This is a genomic window from Variovorax sp. WDL1 (genome assembly GCF_001541225.1).
In the GTDB taxonomy this organism is placed as follows: Bacteria; Pseudomonadota; Gammaproteobacteria; order Burkholderiales; family Burkholderiaceae_C; genus Variovorax.
In genome coordinates, this window is sequence record NZ_LMTS01000006.1 from 1 (window position 1) to 1,636 (window position 1,636).

The 1,636-nt window shown below is 63.6% G+C and carries 1 protein-coding gene; it reads right to left on the reverse strand.

What is annotated here, in order from left to right; translation table 11 throughout:
- Window positions 1-19 precede the first annotated feature (19 nt).
- Window positions 20-1,345, reverse strand: coding sequence for an IS110 family transposase (locus APY03_RS01080; RefSeq protein ID WP_083944084.1), 1,326 nt, complete (start codon window positions 1,343-1,345; stop codon window positions 20-22).
- Window positions 1,346-1,636: the final 291 nt, after the last annotated feature.

Consider the following 1,636-nt stretch of genomic DNA (forward strand, 5'->3'; position numbering starts at 1 on the left):
TATCTATGAGATGTCAAGCTCAATCTGAAGGGTGAGGAGGTTTGCGAGCTTTGCGGACACCTGGGCGCCGTGAAGGTTGTTGCAGGCTCTGTTGCCAAGGGAGGCAATGGGAGTCTTGGAGCATGCGCACTTCGCCAGGAGCAAGGGGCTGCATGGCTGGGAGAGATTCGCTTTGCAGCACCTCGGGCAGTGACTTGACCGGCCGGCTTGGGTCGGCAGTGCCGTAGTAGGGGCTGCGAGGTTGACCCTTGGTAGACGAACGCCTGCGACAGCCGGTGACGCTCACGCGCAGGCGAGCGAGTTTGTCGGCAGTGGCTTGTGGTGTGGCATAGCGATAAGGTTCATTTTTGATCAACATGTGCCAAGCGATCTCGGCGAGCTTGCGTGCGGTGGCGATCACGGCGACGTTGCGATGCTTGCGCGTGGCGAGTTTGCGGAAGAAGTGGCCCAGTGGTCCTGGGTGAGAGGCTACGCACTGGGCCGCCTCCGACAGCAGCCAGCGCGCCTGGGAGTTGCCATGCTTGGTGATGGGGCCGTGGTAGCAGTGCTCGGCGCTTTGGTGGGTGGAAGGAACCAAGCCGAGGTAGGCCGCCAGATGCGCTGGCGTGCGGAATCGATCGATATCGCCGATGGCCGCGATGAGTCCCTGGGCTACCGTCACGTTCACGCCGGGCAGGGTCATGAGCAGGCGCACAGCAGGGTCGTTCCATGCGAGCTGATCGATCGGCTGCTGCAGTTGTGAGATTTCCTTCTCGATCGTATCGAGCAACACCAGCAAAGTGTCGAGCTCGCCGCGCGCGCAAGGCGGCAGGCTCAGCTCGGCCAGCCATTGCCGGGCGGCGTAGCTGAACAGGCACGCCGGTGCGACGATCAGGCGCTGCGCGAGCAGCGAGTGGATGCGGTTCTTCAGCCGCGTGCGATCGCGCACGAGGACGCTGCGCCGGTGAGCCAGCGCCCGCGCTTGGCGCGTGGCGGCGTCGGGTTGCCATACGCGCGGCAGGAAGTCTGTGCGCAGCAGTTGCGCGAGCACCAGCGCATCGACGCGGTCGCATTTGATCTTGGCCGAAGCGATCGCCTTGGTGCGCATCGGATTGGAGACCACCACTTCGTCCACCAGCGGGGTGAGCACGTCGACCACGGCCCAGGTGTTGGTGGTGGCTTCCAGCACCACCTTGCACGGGTGCGGCAGCGAGCCGATGAACGCGCTCAGGCGCTGCGCGGAAAGATCGAACCTGGCGCGCTTGACGATTTGCCCGTCTTCGTCGAGCAGGCAAGCGGCAACGACCTTTTTGTGTACATCAATTCCCAAGTAGTGCATAAACTGCTCCTTGGCGTGCCGGGCCATGGGACTGACGCCGCACCGTTCTTCAGCATGAGCTGCGAGCTCGCGTGCGCTGAGACCATGGGCACGATGGGTTGGTTACAGGGTTCAACAGCACCTATCTATCCGTGCTCGAGGCACATCCGGACGGGCCGCGGGGGAGCGCAGATACGACGGCGGGCTCAAAGCCCATAGCTATAGTCGCGCTTCCCTGCCAGTCGCTGAACCCGGCACGCCACCTGCTCTTGCGCCTGCCCCATTCCCGGAGCATTCCAGCGTAGCCCCAACGGCGCGCCGATGTAAGCATGTCAGGTA

Bases quoted from the DNA above. Each gene is read 5' to 3' on its own strand.
- APY03_RS01080 (WP_083944084.1), bottom strand. From the start codon at position 1,345: ATGGCCCGGCACGCCAAGGAGCAGTTTATGCACTACTTGGGAATTGAT.